Source organism: Alteromonas confluentis (assembly GCF_001757105.1).
Taxonomy (GTDB): Bacteria; Pseudomonadota; Gammaproteobacteria; order Enterobacterales; family Alteromonadaceae; genus Alteromonas; species Alteromonas confluentis.
The window spans coordinates 203,186-219,565 of sequence record NZ_MDHN01000021.1 but is presented as its reverse complement, the minus strand read 5'-3'; the positions used below and the strand labels follow the sequence as shown (position 1 = coordinate 219,565).

Here is a 16,380-nt window from a genome sequence, read left to right as displayed (position 1 = left end):
CGCCATCTCGCAGCGAGGCTGATTTACTGCGTGTTCAACGACAGACGGATAACATAACGCTTCATGAATTGGGTCGACTTTTCCATTCTCGGTATTATCGTGGTTTCTGCCCTGATAAGTGTGATGCGTGGCTTCGTGAAAGAAGCCATCTCCCTAGTAGTCTGGTTCGGTGCACTGTTTATTGCCAGTGAATTTCATGCCGATCTTGCTGTCTATTTTTCGCAAATTGAAGATCCAACGCTGCGCAATGGCGCGGCGATAGTGGTGTTGTTTATCGTAATCCTGGTGCTTGGTGGCATGTTCAATCATGTCGTCGGACAACTCGTTCAGGCGTCGGGATTATCCGGCACCGACCGTGCGCTAGGTGCGATTTTTGGCGCTTTACGTGGCGCACTGATGGTAAGCGCACTATTGTTCTTTATGGATACATTTACTGATGCGGTGAATACCGGGTGGTGGGGACAATCACTGCTCATTCCGGAATTCGGTGTCATTATTGAGTGGTTTTTCACCTTTGTGAAAGACGGCTCCAGTTTTCTAAAAACCGCTTGATATAGGTAACGCTCATGTGTGGTATTGTCGGAATTGTTGGTAAAACACCTGTTGCTCAGTCACTGTATGATGGCTTAACAGTGTTACAGCACCGCGGACAGGATGCTGCTGGTATCATTACGATTGACCAGAGTCGGTTCAATCTGAGAAAGGCCAACGGTCTGGTGCGGGATGTTTTCCATACCCGTCATATGAAACGCCTAACGGGCAACATGGGTATTGGCCATGTTCGCTATCCAACCGCCGGTACTTCCAGCTCAGCAGAGGCGCAGCCGTTTTACGTTAACTCGCCGTTTGGTATTGCGTTTGCGCATAACGGCAACCTGACCAACGCCCACGAGCTGCAAGACGAAGTATTTCGTATTGCCCGCCGTCATATAAACACCTCATCCGACTCGGAACTGTTGCTGAACATCATGGCCCATGAGCTGCAGCAGTGCACAGACCTAACCGTGTCGCCGAAAGATGTGTTTAAAGTGGTAACCAACGTACATAAGAAAATTCGCGGCGCCTATGCGGTTGTTGCAGCGATTATCGGTCAGGGCGTTGTGGCTTTCCGCGACCCCCACGGTATTCGCCCGCTTGCATTGGGTAAGCGCGTAACCGAGCTGGGTGACGAATACATGGTTGCCTCTGAAAGTGTTGCCCTGGATGCTGTTGGTTTTACCTTCATCCGTGACGTTGCGCCTGGCGAAGCCGTTTATATCACTGAAAAGGGTGAGCTTTTCACACAGCAATGTGCCGAGAATCCGGTTACCGTTCCTTGTATTTTCGAATTCGTATATTTCGCCCGTCCTGATTCCTTTATCGACGGTATTTCCGTGTATGCGTCGCGAGTAAACATGGGCCGTAAATTGGGTGAGAAAATTGCCCGTGAGTGGGCTGACCTCGATATCGACGTGGTTATTCCTATTCCCGAAACTTCCATGGATGTGGCGCTGCAAATCGCCAACACCCTGGACTTGCCATATCGTCAGGGTTTCGTGAAAAACCGCTATATCGGTCGTACGTTTATCATGCCGGGTCAGGCAATGCGAAAGCAGTCTGTACGTCGTAAACTCAACGCGATCTCTTCAGAATTTAAAGACAAAACGGTTCTGCTGGTCGACGATTCTATTGTACGTGGTACCACTTCAGGCCAAATCATTGAGATGGCCCGTGAGTCGGGTGCGAAGAAAGTGTACTTCGCTTCTGCAGCACCGGAAATTCGTTTCCCTAACGTTTATGGTATTGATATGCCATCAGCGAACGAACTGGTTGCGTATGGCCGTGAGATTGATCAGATCGCCGACCTTATTCAGGCAGATGGTTTGATTTTCCAGGATATCAGCGATCTCGTTGCTGCCGTTCGGGAAGAAAACCCGTCTATCGAAGAGTTCGAAACCTCGGTATTCGACGGTAACTACATTACCGGAGACGTTGACCAGGCTTACCTTGAACGTATCGACATGGCGCGTAGTGAAGCGTCGAAGAGCCCGGTGGTTCAGGCAGAGCTGTCAAATCTTGAAATGCACAATATGGATTCTGATAACTGAGTTAAGTTATCCGCGCCGAACCAATAAAAAGCCGCTCATTCGAGCGGCTTTTGCGTAAGGATATGGATGTAATAATGTGATCAGTGAACGTATACCGGGCCGAAGCCCATACTCCACATGATCACGGTGCTTGCCATTAGAATGGCGAGTAACACCAGGCCGCAAGTCACTACGGAGCTGGCATATATGAATCCTTTACCGTCCGGGATGTGCATCATGATGGGCGTTCCCGAGTAAAGGAGATAAACAGAGTATGATAATCCGACCAGGCCAACGGCCATTACAAACCACAGTTCAGGGTAAAGGCCTGCAAAACCTGTCATAAAAAGTGGCGTGGCGGTATAGGCAGCAAGATCTAACGATTCTGTATAGTTAGGTTTTGCGTCAAACGCATTGGCGAGTTCGTGAATCATGTAAGTGAGGATCAGTACGCCCACGATCAATCCGAAATACATGCCAACCGCCAGCATTGCAGCACTGGATTCGGTCAGTTTGATTAAATCACCAGCCCCAATGCTCCAACCCAAATGCGCGCCAGAGTAGTAGGTTACCAGTGATGGAATAAGTGCTATTACGGCGATATGACTCAATGCGTAAACACTGCTTTCATGTCGTCTGTCTATGTCCTGCCATTCTTCACGGGGATGGGTGTAGATGCCGAGTAAATGATTAAGGATCATTGTTTGTCACCTTGTAATTAGGGCTGCAAGCAGCATTACGCTTATTTTCAATTATTAGTCATCATCAATAGTTAACATAATTAACATTGATTTTACATTTGAGTGTTGATCAGGTTTTGTACAACGTCAAACCTTTTTTGCTTAAAAAGTGTTCAGGTTGGCGGGGTGTTTGATTTTTAAGTAATTTTGAATAGTAGGTTTATAGGGAGGAAATAATAGTGAGGCCTGAACGGGTGCTCAGACCTTAATTTTTAGCGGTGCTTTACTTAAAACGACAGGGGAGCCGTTGAATGGCGAACAGAAAGGCTAACCCCAACCGTGCATTTTTTTCTTGAAGCCATTGGGTTTTCTTTGCGACGTAATAACATGGAAACTGCTTCTTCAGCCATTTCATCTAAAGGCATTTTTATGCTGGTCAGTTGCGGCGTCATAAATTCACACCAAGCAACATCATCAAAGCCTACCACTGACAAATCCTCTGGCACGCGCAGCCCAATCGTTGCCGCGTAGCGGATTATATTCAAGGCGATAGTATCGTTACCTGCAATAATCGCGGTGACATTTTTCTTGTTCAGCAACGTCTTTGCTTCAATCGATAACTTATCAGTAAAGTCGGTTTCGCAAATCCATTTGATTTCAGCGTCGCTGTCTTCTACCACTTTAACGGTGCCATTAATGCGAAGTTGCATGTTATCAACATGACGCGGGCCAGAAATTAATCCAATCTGTTGATGACCCAAATCCAATAGATGCGTAGCCTGTTGCACGCCACCGTCGAAATGGTCTGGCGTTACTACATCGAAATCGGTTAAATCACGGTCGATGACCACCACCGGCATACCATGGGTGGCGTTGTTGATGGTGTTTTGTTGACTGCCAGGAAACCAAATCAGACCATCTGCACCGCTTTGCGCAAAGCGCTGTGTGCGCGCAATTTCCGTTTCTGCCTTAGCGTAGCTGTTCGCAAAGAACACCGAATAATGCTGCTGGGCGCACACTTGTTCTATTTCTGTAGCAAGCTCAGAAAACAGTGGGTATCGAAAATCAGGTAAAAGCAAACCTATGCTGGCGCTGCTGCCGGTTTTCATGGTGCGAGCAGCGGTATTGGGTTGATAGCCTAACTGCTTCACCACTTCCCGCACGCGCTCGGTAACTTGTTTACTAATGGCACCTTTACCATTGAGTGCATAAGACGCTGTGGCAAGGGATACGCCCGCTTCCTTAGCAACGTCTTTTAGTGTTGGGGCTGAGGAGGCGGTTCTTGTTCGTTTTCCGGGCATAGATTTCAATTATAAGTATCAGTAAAAACTAAGTTAACATTTTGAATTTACGACAGATGAGCGCGAATAACCAGTAATAACCACTGGCAGACACAAAACGGGGCAGCGAATGCTGCCCCGTTTATCGGCTCTGACGCAAAGTCAGTGACAACTTAGAAGAACGTTGCTTTCAGTTCGATACCGAAGGTACGAGGCTGGTTAGCAATGGCTGTAAAGTTGTTAAAGTCGATTGCACCGGTGACGGTTTCTACGTCGGTAATATTACGTGACCACAGCGCCACTTCATATCCGTCGTAAGTCTGGTATCCCACTCTCAGACCACCTTCCAACGCGGCTTCAGCTGTGAATTCGGTTGATTCATACAGGAAAAGGTTGGTTTCGCTTTTGTAAGCCCAGTCGGTGAAGAAATACAGATCGCCGTTTTCCATTGGAATGGTGTAACGGGCAGTAAAACTACCAATCCATTCTGGTGCTTGCGGTAAGCTGTTGCCGTTGATAAGTGCAAAGCCGTTGTCGTTGATTGGATCAAGTACTGTACAACCTGAACCACATGCAGCAACACCTAAGTCAGCGTCTTTGATTTCCGTGTCGTTGTAGCTACCCGCAGCGGTGATGATAAAGTCTGGCGTAACCGCATATTCCAGTTCGGCCTCAATACCCTGACCGACAGACTCATCAGCATTCAACAGACGGGTGTCGTTATCTTCACCACCAACAGCCGTTAATTGCTGGCCATCTACTTCGTAGCGGAATACTGCCACGTTCAGGCGAGCATCGCCGTCCAGCAATGTAGATTTCACACCGGCTTCATAAGAAATCAGCGTCTCGGCGTCCACAGCAGTGGTGTAGGTGGGGGTGCCAGCAATAGAAGGTGCACGGAAACCACGGGCAATACGGCCGTAAACCATAACATCGTCAGACAGGGTGTAGTTGGAAGAGATGTCCCAGCTGATTTCTGACTCGTCAGTTTCAGCATAAGCACTTTGCGGATCGGCTACCGTTTGGCCACCGTTTGCCAATACTTCAATTGAGCTGAATTCTTTGGTGTCGTTAGTCCAGCGCACACCACCAGATACCGACCAGTCGTCTGCAATATCGTAAGAACCGCTTACGAATACGCCGACAGTGTGGTTAGTTTGTTTCTGGTCGTTCAGTGAATTCAGCGCATTGTTGTTTTCTGTGCTGTAGCCTAAATCGCCGTTAGTGGCTTTTTCATAGAAGTAGAAAAGGCCGGTTTGATAGTTGAACGGACCGGCAAAGTTGCTGGCAAGACGCAGTTCTTCAGAATACTGCTTAGCACCGTTGTCGCCAGCCGTTTCTACAGAGAAGAACGGGGCAGAGGCAGGATCGCAGCTAGCACAACCACCATCAACGTCGCCCAATGAGTAGAAGCTCATGTCTTCATAGGCACTAATTGAGGTTAAGGTGTACTCGCCCAACTCGAATGTGGCACGAATAGAACCACCATCTTGTTTCATACGAGAAGCATTGTTACCGTCCTGGTTAACCAGGTAACGATTCCAGCCGTCACGGAAACCTTTGGTTCCGCCTTCAATGGCATTCGCGTAGAAGATAGTAGAAGTACCGTTCAGATCGCGGTGGTGATAGTTAAACAGTACGCTGATATCGTCTGTCGGTGTCCAGTCAAGTTGAACACGGGCGGCATTGTCGTGGTATCCGCCTAATGCATCCTCTTCACCGGTATATTCATTCGATACGAAGTCACTACGGTTTTGGGTAATACCAGAAACGCGGCCGGTGAGTACGCCGTCGATGAGGGTGCCGCCAACAGCGCCTTGCAGGTTAGTTTGACCAAAGCGACCAAAACTCGCCGACACATAACCATCTGCATCAGCCGTTGGTTTTTTAGTATCGATTTTTACTACACCGGCTGGTGTGTTACGACCGAACAGCGTGCCCTGAGGACCTTTCAGTACTTCAATACGCTCGACGTCGAAAATTGGAAAGCCTTTCATGTTTGGCGAAGATTGAATGACATCGTCGTATACCAATTCAACAGGCTGGGATGCGTTGAAGCTGAAATCGGTGTTACCGAAACCACGAATGTAGAAACGAGGAAAACTACGGCCCATTGAAGATTCCGCTACCAGGCTTGGTACGCGGGCGGTAAGAAACTTGATGTCGTCGCCAGAAACGGCGTAAGAGTTAACCTTTTCAGCGTTAACCACACTCATGGTGATTGGAATTTCCTGAGCGTTTTCAACACGTTTTTGTGCAGTTACGCTAATTACTTCCAGACTGCCTTTTTTTTCTGCAGCAGGCGTTTCCTGTGCCTGTAGACCAAAGCTCACTGCAAGCGCGAGGGCACTTACCAATGGAGCTGATTTCATTTTGCTTGATAAAGTCATTCGTGTGATACCAGTGAAAAGTTAAGTGAATCGTTTCATCTACATATAACCTTATTATTCACATGGTTGTCAATTAAATGACATAAATCCGTAGTAAATCGAATTTTTCGTTGATATTCTTAAGTGAAACGTTTAATTAAAATGGTTAATTTGTCGTTAATCATTAGCACAAGGTAGTAACGTGAAAGATCATAATCTACAGGTATCACTGACAGAAACGCGCAGAGCGGCGTTAATGACAGTGGATACGCAATCGCCGGTTTCAGTGGTAATCGACTGTGACGCGGGTAATGAAATTGACGATCAGTTTGCCATTGCCTGGTCTCTGCTTCGCCAGGATCGTCTTGATCTTCAAGCCATTTATGCTGCTCCTTATACCAATGCTTTTTTCGAAAATCAGGATGGTGAGCCGACTCGTGTAGAACATGCGGCAGAAGGCATGAAACGCAGTTACGATGAAATCTTGCGGGTGCTGTCTTTAATGGATGCCACTAATACTGTACCTGTGCTTAAAGGCTCTGAACATTATCTTAAAGACATGCAGGAGATTGAAAATTCACCAGCAGTAAATGATCTTATAAACCGAGCGCGCAACGCTGAAAAACCTCTGCATGTAGTCACAATAGGCGCGCCAACAAACATTGCCTGTGCTTTACTGTTAGCACCAGATATCGCTATCAACATACACGTACTTTGGCTTGGTGGTCATAGCCAGGACTGGTACGACACGGAAGAATTTAACTTAATGCAGGATATGCCCGCCAGCCGCGTTTTACTTGACAGCGGCGTGGCGCTCACTCTATTTCCGTGTATGGGCGTAACGAACACCCTCGCGACTTCCATTCCTGAAATGCAGTTTTATTTGCTCAATACCAGCCGAATTGGTGATTATCTTGCCAACCTGGCACCTACCTTTAACTGGATCACCTTTGCATCGAGAAAGGTGATGTGGGATATCGCCAACATTGGCTACTTACTCGAACCGTCATGGTTTCGCTGCTCGCTGGAATCGTCGCCTGTACTTAACGATAATCTAACCTGGAGCCGTGACGACAGACGTCATAACATACGCATTGTTCGATACATTGAACGGGATCATCTCTTTAAAGATATCTTCCGCCGCATAATGGATGCAGATAAGAAATAAGCAATGACAACAATAATAACATTACTCGGCAGCGTCTTGTTGCTACTCGCAGTGGGATGGCTATGTTCAGAAAATCGCCGGGCAGTGAAGCCGCGAGTTATTTTCGGTGCGCTGGGTCTGCAATTGGCCATCGTCGCCTTTATCTTATTTGTACCTTTTGGCAACAAGGTTTTGCTGGCGTTGTCGGGCGGGGTGAATAACATTCTGGCGTATGCCAACGAAGGTATTGCGTTTATTTTCGGTGATCTTGGCAGCAGTGAGTATGGTTTTATCTTTGCCATTAAAGTACTGCCAGTCATTGTATTTATGTCATCGCTGATGTCGCTGCTGTATTACTTCGGCATAATGCAGTGGATTGTTCGCCTGGTGGGCGGTTCGTTACAAAAATTGCTGGGTACCAGTAAAACCGAATCTATGGCGGCCACGGCGAATATCTTTGTCGGCAATACTGACGTGTTTGTGTTGATGCGTCCTTACGTGGGCAGCATGACGCGCTCTGAACTCTTCGCTTTGATGACCGGCGGTGTCGCGTCGATTGCCGGAGGCGTACTGCTGGGTTACGCCGGTATGGGCATCAACATTGAATATTTGCTGGCAGCGGCGTTTATGTCTGCACCGGGTGGTTTGTTAATGGCAAAACTATTGTATCCAGAAACGGAGCAAACCAGCCCGCCGGAAGATATTGAAAAGCAGCTCGCTGAATCGAAGCCCTCTACCATGATTGAAGCTGTCACTGAAGGTGCATCCAGCGGTCTGCAGCTCGCACTTGGCGTAGGCGCGATGCTGCTTGCGTTCATTGGTCTGATTGCTTTAATCAACGGCGCTTTAAGCGGCGTACTGGGTTGGTTTGGCATCGAAGGTGTGACGTTGGAGCTGATCTTCGGTTATCTTTTTGCACCGTTTGCCTGGCTGTTAGGCGTGCAGGGCGATGAAGTGCTCACCGTTGCCAACTTGCTTGGGCAAAAGATGGTGCTGAACGAGTTTGTTGCCTATGTGAGCCTGTCAGGCGTTCAAGACGCGTTAAGCGCACATTCGCAGCTAGTAACGGTAATTGCACTTGCCGGGTTCGCGAACTTGTCAGCCCCGGCCGTTTTGCTTGGCGTACTCAGTCAGATGCTGCCAGACAAGAAAGACTATATCGCTAAAATGTGCCCGAAAGTGATTTTAGGTGGTTTTCTTTCAAACCTAATGAGCGCCAGTCTGGCCGGACTGTGTTATCAGCTTTCGCTAACTTTATAAAGACTTATGAGGGCAGGGCTGTGCCGTGTATTTGCAGTGCTGCTTTGTCGAAGGTATAGACCGTAGTTACACTGTTATTATTGAAAAGGCTGTGTCGCATGGCTTTATTCACAATTAAAGCATCAGGGAAATCGGCTTGCTTTACTTTCCCACCAGATTTGATTGGTACGGCATCTGTGTAGTCTCTCAGCGCTCCCCAAACGGATAACCCATCCTCAAAAACGATGTTGGGCTCAGCAAATAAACCGTGAATGACATCAATTATCTGGCTTTTTGATATATTGTAGCGTTTGCCTTTCAAGGTCCACACGGTCTCTGCTAGGACGATGTCGGTAATGAGTACAGAGTTGGAACCCGAAATTAATTGAGTGGCTGCTGCAGCTTGCTTTTCATCATCCTGCAGCAGATAGCGAAGCAGTACGTTTGTATCAATCGATATCATCGGTCCAGTGCACTTTCTAAAGATTCTTGCTCACTGAACTGTGTTTCTGTTCTCAGATTGCTGAGCAAGCCCTTTGCTGCGCCTGACTGCTTCTTCACAATGGAGATCACACCGTGCCGGTCAACATAGCTTTCAACGCTGTCGCCGGGCTGAATCTGTGCTAATAGGCACTGCTCAACTGGGAGTGTAATTTGTCTTTTTGTACTGACTTTAGCCATAACCATTTCTTTACTCTAAAGGAATAAGTAAAGAGTAGCGGTTTATAATTTGTACGCAACTGGTAATTCGTACTGTTTCACAATTGACAAACAGACCTAGGGTTTCAACGGGTAGACTTTCAGTATTTTGCTAACCTGTCCCTTGTCATCGGCAAGCCCCACACCAATAGCGGTGACACTGCCTTTCGTATAGGGCGGTTTAAGTTTCATTTTTTCTGCCACCGCTTTCAACGCTTCAGATTGTTCGGCTGCTAGCAGTGTCATGTGCGGTTCGAAGTTTTGAAATACATTCGGGCTGCCGTAGCGCTCGAATGCGGCCTTTTTCACTGGATAAGCATTTACCCAGCCCGGAAGTGGCGCTTTGTTATCACGCATTGGTTCCAAAGCCAGAGTCACGGTGTCGGCAAGACGTTGTAACTCATGGCTGACTTCCGCATCTACAAATACCCAGTTTCCAGCGGTAACAGTAAAGCCGTTGGCAGTAAGTGGAATAGTAGTTTGAGTTGCGGTTAACGCCTCGACCTTTTCTAGTATGGATGGCACCGCTGACTCGTCGAACTGTGTGAGGTAAAGCGTAACGTGAACTGGAAATCCTTTTTCATAAAAAGTTTTCATGCCTTCGTTGTTGAGTTCAGCACTCACGTCTGCCACGGTGTTCTCGATGTTCTGTGAGGGAATAGCGAATACGTTAACTGACACGGAAGCTGCCAGCGAATTGAAAGACAAAAGGGTGAAAGCGGCCAATGCCGCAGATTTCAGCGTGTTCAAAAAGGCGTTCCAGAAAAAATAAAAACCATACGCTACACAAATTGCTTTGCCGGAACAACTATCCGATACGGGCGCCAGCAATAAACTATGAAAGATGTCCTTTAACTATCTCAATACCCGGTCAATTCCATGAATCCATTACCCGAATGGGAACCGGCCACCTCAACTCTACCTTCATAGTAAGGGAAGCGGCCGTTGTTATGCTGTCCGGGTTTGAACGGATGCAGATTAATATCCAGTGACTTCATGGGAATTTGCAAGCGCCAGTTAACGGGATAATCATGTTCGTCGATTGACTCGTTCCCGGTGGGCGTTAGCTGGATTGTCTCGTCTGTCAGGGTTTGTTGCTCACCGGTCGCGGTGATGTAAGTACCGGTAACATAGGGCGGCTGCCCATTCACATGCATGCGGAACGCCATCAGTTTATCGCCGTTATCCAGATGCAGAGAAAACCAATCCCAGCCTAGCGCATTGTTGTTTGCCAGTTCGCTGGTCCATTCATGGTCGAACCAACCATTGCCGTTTACCTGCAGATTGTTTTCGCCAATTTTAATTTTGCCGCTGGCTCGAATAAAAGGTTGGCTGTAATAGTAAGAGCGATAGGTTTCATCTGCGGTTTTAATACTGTATCCGTTATCACCTTGCTTTATTACCGGCCCATCGGCAGATAATTGTAATGACACTGAGACAACATCGTTGATGGTAAAATCCAGCGTGGAAGGCGTTAGCGACGTCGATTCACTTTGCCAACGCCAGTTATCTATTTGTGCCGAAAACGTTTGTGTATCGGTTGATGGATCTGTCACAAACACGTTGCCCACGCCGCCTGAACCAAAACGTTCTTCAAAGAAATGCTCGGTGGGGGAATGCAACGAGGCGTGACCCATCCATAACTGGCCATCAGACCAATTACTCACATATTGCTGGTCGCCAGAAAAACGGAATAAGGTGAATTGCAAACCGTAAGGACGGTGCTGTGCATCTTCCAACACAAAAGTGAGATACCACCATTCGAGGTCGAACGCAGGGTGACTTTTGTGGTCGTTAGGCAGTATCACCGGTTTGTCACGACTCACCAAAGTAACGACAGGCTTTTCTGCATCAGCGGCAAATAGGCTGGTGTTGGGTTGTGGGTCAGTGCAGCTTATTAGCAGTACACTCAACAAGAGCGCTAAAACAATGATGCTCACGTTTTTCATAAGCGCTCTTCCTGCCTCAGATCAATTTTGCTGTTTAATCTCCCCAGCGGTAACAGTAGGACTACCAGCACCACCGCCAAACTCACTGCTACACTTTTCAGCAGCACAATCCAGTTTAGTGACAAGGGATAAACCCAGTAAAACGCGAAGCGATTCACATACTCAATAAAAATCCACGCCAATAAAATACCAAATGGCACGGCAATAGCCGCTGTGGCCGCGCATAACAACATGTACTGGGCAATTAGCGCGGTTTTTATGCTGCGTTGACTGATCCCCAGTGTGCGAAGCATGGCGAGTTGAGGTTTTAAATCCATGGTGAGCAGGGTTACGGATACCGCAAAGGCCAGTCCAGCAACCAACAGCGTGGCAACGTTTAAGGCATCAGTCACTACGAATGTGCGGTCGAAGGTTTCCATAGACACGGCAATTAACGAGGCTGAAGAAATCAGGTTCGCATCGTCTGGCAGCGTTTCTTGCAGTGATGATAATTCCTGCGCGGCTAAACTAGACGACGTGGCAAGCGCCGGGTAAATCGCCGCCACATTTCTGCGCGCCTCTGGCATGCCAATCAAGGTTTTACTCACTATGATTTGCATCTCTGGGTTGCCGTAGTCTGGATAAATGCCAGCAACGCGGAATACGTGTTTTCCGCCGAGGAGTTGTTGCTCCAGCCCCAGCGTGAAAATCGGTCCAGTTTCTAAACGGTCTCCAGTTCTCACACCTAAACGGAAAGCCAACTGCTGGTTCACATACACGGCTTCACCGGCATAGAAATCCGCTGGCGTACTCGGTGTTTCTTGTTCTAGGGGTAGATTAATCTGGTTGGGAGACGGCGACGGATAAGTACGTAATGTTACTTTGGAATTTTTCATAGCGGCTACATCACTCAGTCCAGCTGCATCACTCATACCGGCGTCGCTTACTGAGGTGACACCTTGATAGACAGGGAGTAGTCGAAGGCTGTCCGGCAAGGATGTTTCGTTGATAGGCTGCATGGAATATAAGTAAGCGGGTGCAGTAAGTCGTTGTTCTAGCCAGTCCAGGGTGGCCTGACGAAAGCTATCCGTCATCACGTTCATACCAATGTTGGCGCTGAGCGCGATGAAAAAGGCACATACCGCAAACCGACTTTTTCCCGATAGCATTTGGGCGCTGGCAACCACATAGCTGGCGAGGGGGCGAGTAGGCGGAACCAGTCTTCTTACCACGCCGAGAAGCGGTGCCAACCACAAGATCAAAAGTGCGCTGGCGCACAGTAACACCGCAGCAACGCTTAAAAGTGCCGTGGCGGTGGATGACGCGAATACGAGTGTCAGGGCGATAAGCAGCAACAGAACAAAGGAGCAAAGCAGTCTTTTTAATGGCGGGAGCGTCGCTGTTTGCACCCTGTTGCGACTGAGGGCCCCCGCGAGCTGCTTTGCTGGCGCAATAAAAAATATTGCTAATGCCGCCAGCGAAACAACAAAAGCCCCCGCGATTAACTGCGTCAGCACCGGCGATGGCGCAACAAAAGCGGATTCAAACAGACCGCTAAAAGTCGCCTGAAGCACGGGTGTTAGCGAAAGCGTTAATGCCGCGCCGGCAAACACGCCAACGGGGCTCGCTATGAGGCAGTAGAAAGTCAGCTCGGTAAACAGTGCTGACAGCAACATCCGACTACCCACGCCAGCTTGTCGCAAACGAATAAACGCAGGGAGTCGGGCACGGTACATCAGCATGAGGGCGTTAAGAATGATAAATATCGACACTACCGCCATCAACGCGCCCATTGCCCAAAGGTTAAGCTGAAAACTGTCTGCTAAGGTGCCCTTGCTGGTGAATGTTGGCGGAATAGTCAACTCAAGGTGGTCTGGCAACGCCTGCAGAAGCTGTGCCTGCTCCTTATTTGAGAGTGCTCTTGCGACGATCAAGGCCGTTAATGGGAAGTTTTCTGGCGTGCGGCCTTCGGTGTAGAAGGCATCAATGGGCAGTACCAGGCGTTCATCAGGTAAGCCTGTTACTACTTGCTGCGTGCTAAAAAGGAGATTGCCAAACCCTGTCAGTGGCGAATTGCAATTTAAGTAACGCGCAGTTTGCTCAGATACCGCTGCTCTTACGGTTGTGCGTTGAGTCGAGGCATTTGGGTTTGATGCTAACGTTGCATCAGTGGGGTTGGCGATGGGTTTGTTAGCCGTTTGCCGATTTAGCATACCCGACATACCACCAAATGCGCCCGCGTTACTCAAGGCCGCCGTGATATCCACGCCAGTTATCGTGATTGGTAGAGAATGGAGTTCGTTGGCCGGGCAGCTAACCTGTGCTTCCGTTTCTGTTATGGCAACAAGATAGGTAAAGCCCGCCGTGCGAAGGGCAATATAGTCGGCTCTAGTGATGGGAGTATCAGTACTTTGGGTGGTCACGCTGCCGCCTGCGAACCAGCCTGGTTGCGACGATGCCAGTTCGCCCTCGCTGGCCCCTTGATTGATGAGTGTAACCGACGAAAGGCCCGCGGTGGCTATAACAATAGCTACAATAATTAACAGCGGTTCCCAGAAGCGTTTGCGGGCCATTGCCAGCAGAACACGACACACCAACAGCAAGCGATTTACCATATTAGCGTTCCAGGCTCTTCTGTTCTGCATGTGTTTGTGAGGGGCGCTGCTGTTCACGATGCTGCTTTACATACAGTTGCCCATGACGCAGCCACAAAGGAACGTCGGCTTTTTCTGCCACTTCGTGACTGTGAGTAACAACAATGAGGGTGGTATTGAGCGTTTGGCACTGTGCAAACAAGGTGTTTGCGACCTGCTCGCTGGTCTCTTCATCTAAGTTTCCTGTAGGCTCATCTGCTAATACCAACGAGGGTTTGTGAACCAACGCGCGGGCAATGGCCACGCGCTGTTGTTCACCGCCGGATAACTGTTGGGGGAGCTTTTCTGACAGGTGAGCAATCGCCATGTCGTTCATCAACGTACGCTGAAAATCCTTATCGTGATTGCCTTTCAGGCGGGCGGTGAAGGCGATATTGTCCCACACGTTGAGGCAATCCAGCAGGTTAAAACTCTGGAATACCACGCCTAGATGGTCCCGGCGAAAAGCATCAGCGGCTTTGTCGCTGGTAAAGGGCAGGGTGACATCGTCAATATGAATGGTGCCGTCATCGGGGAGTTCGAATCCGGCAATGAGCGACAGCAATGTGGATTTACCTGAACCTGAGGCGCCGCGAATGCTGGCCGAGCTTCCACTTTCTAACGCAAAAGATAAATCTCGCAAGATCTGAATGTCACCAAAAGATTTTTGCAGGTTTTTCAGGTTTAGCATGGCCGGTCAGAACACATTATTTATAAACGATGGTCACCGTTATACGGCAAGTCAGCATTGAAGGTACAGCTTAACCCGATATTTTTCATTCTGTTACGATCGAATGCTGAACCCGAAATAAGATAATAAATGTACAATTTATGGTTGACAGGTGTTAGGAAGGCAACTGTGTGTTGGAGTTATTCTAAGGTCGCTAAACAATTAGAGTATGACCAACTGTCATAGTAATTGAAATGGAAAGTGGACCGGGGGACATCGAGACCAATTAGAGGCCTACTCACGCGAGGCTATCTAAATCTGTAAAAATTGTCCTTCGAAGTTGAATTCGTAGGAGACTAACGTCATAGAGTTTCCCAGAACTATTTTCTTCCTAATTTCTATTATTGATTGCATTTTTTAACAATTCGTGATTAAAAGATAGTAACAAATCTAAGAATCTATATGCATTAAGGACATGTAAATGTACTCTAGGATGAAAGCAACACTGTTCAAAAAAATGGATAACGCTGAGTACATTCAACATTTCTACGACATTTTCCATTCTGAGTACGCTAAAAAGGTTAAAAAAAAATATAAATTAAACCACTATCCGTTCGTCGAAAAAAGAAATCACGGTGTGAACTCCTATCAATTACCGATCGGGAATTCCACCTTCGATTTATCAACTTATAATTACCATCATAGTTTTGTAGAACAAATCCTACTTAACTATTATGTGATAGATGTTGCACTCATCCTGTTCAAGAATTCTCAAGGCCAAACATTGTCAAAAGCACAAGTTTCGGCTTGTCAGGAGGTCGCTCGAGCTTTCATAAAATCAGCTATCGAGTTCAGCGCTGATGTCGCTGTAAATTTCGGATGTAATACTCGAATTGGGACTAGAAATGTCTGCTTACCGCAAACATTGTGGACGAATAATAATCTTTTAGGAATTTTGAGTATCCAACAGTTCTACTCTGAAGTATGCAAGCCTAGTCGCATAAAAAAGCACATGCGTATCTCTGTTATTCGCTACATGAAAAGACACAATTTAATTAATCAGAAGTTTGAAGTTGAAGATCAGAAACAGTTTGTTTCACATATGAGACGAATAGGTGCTGGTGCTCTGGATGAACTCGAAAAGCTTGCCACTGAATTTATTGAAAATGACAGACCTCTGTCGGACGGTTTGAATCCGATCCTTAACTTACTCATATTTAATACACCTAAGCGTCGATTCAGAAAGGTAATAAAAACCTATGGACAATGACAAACTAATTTTTAGTCTAGAAAAATTTTCAGGAAGTCTTCTTATAACGATTTTCGCTATATTTGCATTTACATCTGGAGCGTTGCTAAGCACTAATAGCTACATCGTCAAGTCAATTTTTCTAATTTCTCTATCACTAGCAATATTGGGTCTTGTCTTTAGTTACCGAGCTATCTCTATACCTATTAATGTCTATGCCAGCCAAGACATAAAACATTTAACTGGAACAACATCGAGAGGTAGGAATCTGAATGTTGTTGAGCGAAATAAAATGATTCGTTACGTTAACTATCAGTGGCGTCTTTCTATAATCTCACTTCTACTACTCACCATATCTGTAGCTTTCTTCTTATTCACTGATAATACACCGAGTTTTAGAATTAAGGATTCAGTTAAAAT

Annotated in this window: 14 protein-coding genes; 5 read left to right on the top strand and 9 right to left on the bottom strand. The window is 47.3% G+C overall.

Annotated features, from left to right (window positions below):
- Nucleotides 1-63: 63 nt before the first annotated feature.
- Together BFC18_RS09810 and purF are read left to right on the top strand one after the other, a co-directional pair.
- Nucleotides 64-552: a CvpA family protein gene (locus BFC18_RS09810; RefSeq protein WP_070125367.1), complete on the top strand. Its 489-nt coding sequence runs from the start codon at nucleotides 64-66 to the stop codon at nucleotides 550-552.
- Nucleotides 553-566: 14 nt separating this feature from the next.
- Nucleotides 567-2,087, top strand: a complete 1,521-nt coding sequence (gene purF, locus BFC18_RS09805; protein WP_070125366.1) for an amidophosphoribosyltransferase — start codon at nucleotides 567-569, stop codon at nucleotides 2,085-2,087.
- Nucleotides 2,088-2,167: 80 nt separating this feature from the next.
- On the opposite strand, the gene BFC18_RS09800 is transcribed toward purF, so the two are convergent.
- The 3 genes from BFC18_RS09800 to BFC18_RS09790 form a co-directional block, all read right to left on the bottom strand.
- Nucleotides 2,168-2,767, bottom strand: coding sequence for a Yip1 family protein (locus BFC18_RS09800; RefSeq protein ID WP_070125365.1), 600 nt, complete (start codon nucleotides 2,765-2,767; stop codon nucleotides 2,168-2,170).
- 266 nt (nucleotides 2,768-3,033) lie between these two features.
- The gene (locus BFC18_RS09795; protein WP_070125364.1) at nucleotides 3,034-4,047 is read right to left on the bottom strand and encodes a LacI family DNA-binding transcriptional regulator; all 1,014 of its coding nucleotides are present in this window, start codon (nucleotides 4,045-4,047) and stop codon (nucleotides 3,034-3,036) included.
- A gap of 152 nt (nucleotides 4,048-4,199) precedes the next feature.
- Nucleotides 4,200-6,416 (bottom strand): TonB-dependent receptor, encoded by a 2,217-nt coding sequence (locus BFC18_RS09790; RefSeq protein ID WP_070125363.1) that lies wholly within the window; start codon nucleotides 6,414-6,416, stop codon nucleotides 4,200-4,202.
- A 181-nt stretch (nucleotides 6,417-6,597) separates the two neighbouring features.
- Here BFC18_RS09790 and BFC18_RS09785 point away from each other — a divergent pair, with 181 nt between their 5' ends.
- Both BFC18_RS09785 and BFC18_RS09780 read left to right on the top strand, forming a co-directional pair.
- A complete protein-coding gene (locus BFC18_RS09785; RefSeq protein ID WP_211481023.1) occupies nucleotides 6,598-7,563 on the top strand; it encodes a nucleoside hydrolase in 966 nt (321 codons plus the stop codon).
- Between the two features lie 3 nt (nucleotides 7,564-7,566).
- The gene (locus BFC18_RS09780; RefSeq protein WP_070125362.1) at nucleotides 7,567-8,802 is read left to right on the top strand and encodes a NupC/NupG family nucleoside CNT transporter; all 1,236 of its coding nucleotides are present in this window, start codon (nucleotides 7,567-7,569) and stop codon (nucleotides 8,800-8,802) included.
- Between the two features lie 4 nt (nucleotides 8,803-8,806).
- Here the strand turns inward: BFC18_RS09780 and BFC18_RS09775 are convergent, their stop codons facing one another.
- The 6 genes from BFC18_RS09775 to BFC18_RS09750 form a co-directional block, all read right to left on the bottom strand.
- Entirely contained in the window at nucleotides 8,807-9,244 is a 438-nt protein-coding gene (locus BFC18_RS09775) for a type II toxin-antitoxin system VapC family toxin (protein WP_070125361.1), read from the bottom strand.
- Nucleotides 9,241-9,462, bottom strand: coding sequence for an AbrB/MazE/SpoVT family DNA-binding domain-containing protein (locus BFC18_RS09770; protein ID WP_070125360.1), 222 nt, complete (start codon nucleotides 9,460-9,462; stop codon nucleotides 9,241-9,243). The genes BFC18_RS09775 and BFC18_RS09770 overlap by 4 nt, the downstream gene beginning before the upstream one ends.
- A 96-nt stretch (nucleotides 9,463-9,558) precedes the next feature.
- On the bottom strand, nucleotides 9,559-10,230 hold the full coding sequence (locus BFC18_RS09765; RefSeq protein ID WP_083273010.1) for a 2'-5' RNA ligase family protein: 672 nt from the start codon (nucleotides 10,228-10,230) through the stop codon (nucleotides 9,559-9,561).
- Between the two features lie 110 nt (nucleotides 10,231-10,340).
- Nucleotides 10,341-11,429: a lipocalin-like domain-containing protein gene (locus tag BFC18_RS09760; RefSeq protein ID WP_070125359.1), complete on the bottom strand. Its 1,089-nt coding sequence runs from the start codon at nucleotides 11,427-11,429 to the stop codon at nucleotides 10,341-10,343.
- Entirely contained in the window at nucleotides 11,426-14,023 is a 2,598-nt protein-coding gene (locus BFC18_RS09755) for an ABC transporter permease (protein WP_070125358.1), read from the bottom strand. The genes BFC18_RS09760 and BFC18_RS09755 overlap by 4 nt, the downstream gene beginning before the upstream one ends.
- Before the next feature lies 1 nt (nucleotide 14,024).
- Complete coding sequence (locus tag BFC18_RS09750) at nucleotides 14,025-14,732, bottom strand: ABC transporter ATP-binding protein (protein ID WP_070125357.1); 708 nt, start codon at nucleotides 14,730-14,732, stop codon at nucleotides 14,025-14,027.
- Nucleotides 14,733-15,204: 472 nt separating this feature from the next.
- On the opposite strand from BFC18_RS09750, the gene BFC18_RS09745 reads away from it, so the two are divergent.
- Nucleotides 15,205-15,981, top strand: coding sequence for a hypothetical protein (locus tag BFC18_RS09745; protein WP_139138986.1), 777 nt, complete (start codon nucleotides 15,205-15,207; stop codon nucleotides 15,979-15,981).
- Nucleotides 15,982-16,380 lie beyond the last annotated feature (399 nt).

What these genes read in the sequence shown, in the direction of transcription:
- BFC18_RS09795 (WP_070125364.1), bottom strand. Translation starts at nt 4,047, where the DNA reads ATGCCCGGAAAACGAACAAGAACCGCCTCCTCAGCCCCAACACTAAAA.
- BFC18_RS09755 (WP_070125358.1), bottom strand. Translation starts at nt 14,023, where the DNA reads ATGGTAAATCGCTTGCTGTTGGTGTGTCGTGTTCTGCTGGCAATGGCC.
- BFC18_RS09745 (WP_139138986.1), top strand. Translation starts at nt 15,205, where the DNA reads ATGAAAGCAACACTGTTCAAAAAAATGGATAACGCTGAGTACATTCAA.
- BFC18_RS09790 (WP_070125363.1), bottom strand. Translation starts at nt 6,416, where the DNA reads ATGACTTTATCAAGCAAAATGAAATCAGCTCCATTGGTAAGTGCCCTC.
- BFC18_RS09770 (WP_070125360.1), bottom strand. Translation starts at nt 9,462, where the DNA reads ATGGCTAAAGTCAGTACAAAAAGACAAATTACACTCCCAGTTGAGCAG.
- BFC18_RS09800 (WP_070125365.1), bottom strand. Translation starts at nt 2,767, where the DNA reads ATGATCCTTAATCATTTACTCGGCATCTACACCCATCCCCGTGAAGAA.
- BFC18_RS09760 (WP_070125359.1), bottom strand. Translation starts at nt 11,429, where the DNA reads ATGAAAAACGTGAGCATCATTGTTTTAGCGCTCTTGTTGAGTGTACTG.
- BFC18_RS09775 (WP_070125361.1), bottom strand. Translation starts at nt 9,244, where the DNA reads ATGATATCGATTGATACAAACGTACTGCTTCGCTATCTGCTGCAGGAT.
- BFC18_RS09780 (WP_070125362.1), top strand. Translation starts at nt 7,567, where the DNA reads ATGACAACAATAATAACATTACTCGGCAGCGTCTTGTTGCTACTCGCA.
- BFC18_RS09750 (WP_070125357.1), bottom strand. Translation starts at nt 14,732, where the DNA reads ATGCTAAACCTGAAAAACCTGCAAAAATCTTTTGGTGACATTCAGATC.
- BFC18_RS09810 (WP_070125367.1), top strand. Translation starts at nt 64, where the DNA reads ATGAATTGGGTCGACTTTTCCATTCTCGGTATTATCGTGGTTTCTGCC.
- purF (WP_070125366.1), top strand. Translation starts at nt 567, where the DNA reads ATGTGTGGTATTGTCGGAATTGTTGGTAAAACACCTGTTGCTCAGTCA.